We start from the raw sequence: 1,381 nt of genomic DNA, 5'->3' as shown, positions 1-1,381 counted from the left end.
CTATAATAGTGCATTTTAACTTGAATAATTTTACAGTTGAATAGAAAAACAGATTCTTAGGCTATCTTTAATAACTCAAAAATTTCATTTATCGGCATACCGCTTGCGGCAGCTTGGTAAATATAAATTATTTTAGATTTTTCAAAATCTTTCTTAGCAGCTTTATATCCAGTATTAAAGTGATGTGAATCAGTACAATATATTTTGCAATAAGTATAATTTGCTAACATTATCATTAGATATCTATTGATACTTTTTACACTTCTCACTTGATATCCATCTAATCCTAAGTAAGTTTTGCAATCTCTAAAAAATGGCTCAATTGCCCAACGATCAGTATATTGAGTTAAGATATCTAATGGCTCTAATGATTTATCTAAGGAAATGAAAGCTTTTAATGCTCCATCTTTTTGAAAAGCATCTTTAGGATAACTTAAAATAATAGAAACACCCTTTCTATCTTTTAAGTTGCCAACATAATTATAAATATAGTATTGCTTATCTTTGACGGTGACAAGGTCAAAATCTTCAATATTTAATAATGTAGCAAACTTATTAAGTTTAATTCCTAGTCTTTCATAGCCTTGTGGAAAAATAACTCTATTAGTTTTTAAAGCACCAATATAACTATAACCAGCTTTTTTAGAAGCATTAAAAATATCATTACAACTATACCAACTATCAGCTAAAACATAGCCTTTATTTTCAGGTTTAGGAAGTGTTGCAATTAATTTTTGAGTTAATTCGATTTTACTCATAAATTCTTTATCATAGATATCAATTGAATATGGAAGTACTAATCCGTCACACGATAGTAAAGAAACTAGTATTTGATGACCATATACATTCTTACCTTTTAAATGAGAATTATGAAATGAACACTTTTCAATTGGATTTTTAGCCTTTGACGAGGGCTTTGTTTTTTCAGAAATAGTGTCATCAATAATAAAGTATATTGGCTGTCCAGATTCTCTTGATTTAGTCCAAATAAGTTCTATGATATATGATTTTAATGCTCTTTCTAAATTTTTTTCATCCCAAGTACTATTTGAAAGAAATCTAGTAATACTGGTACGATGTCTTGAAGGAGCGAGCTCCGCTATGTCGGAAATTTTACCATTATAACCTTTTGATATCATGGCATTCATTATGTTTTCTAAATGTCTTAATTGAGGCTTAGTTAAGTAAAAATCAAAATTTAATTGCTTAAAAAATTTGTATATTGATAATTCATTTGATATAATTGTGTTCTGAAACATTTATGTATAGCTCCTTGCTGTCGTTGTTGTGTACAAACTCAATTATAACAAGGATTTATCATAAATGTTTTTTTATTTTATTCAGCTGTAAAATTATTCAAGCATTTTTGCACTATTATAGT

Annotated in this window: 1 protein-coding gene; it reads right to left on the bottom strand. The window is 27.6% G+C overall.

What is annotated here, in order from left to right; all coding sequences use genetic code 11:
- Positions 1–56: 56 nt before the first annotated feature.
- Positions 57–1,259: an IS701 family transposase gene (locus NNC19_RS23410; protein WP_310941097.1), complete on the bottom strand. Its 1,203-nt coding sequence runs from the start codon at positions 1,257–1,259 to the stop codon at positions 57–59.
- Positions 1,260–1,381 lie beyond the last annotated feature (122 nt).

This window comes from Clostridium sp. SHJSY1 (genome assembly GCF_031626875.1).
Lineage (GTDB): Bacteria > Bacillota > Clostridia > Clostridiales > Clostridiaceae > Clostridium.
Note: the sequence above shows the minus strand (reverse complement) of the source record. Positions and strands in the feature narration are given on the sequence as shown.

Excerpts from the sequence above, each read along its gene's own strand:
- NNC19_RS23410 (WP_310941097.1), bottom strand. The coding sequence starts at position 1,259 with ATGTTTCAGAACACAATTATATCAAATGAATTATCAATATACAAATTT.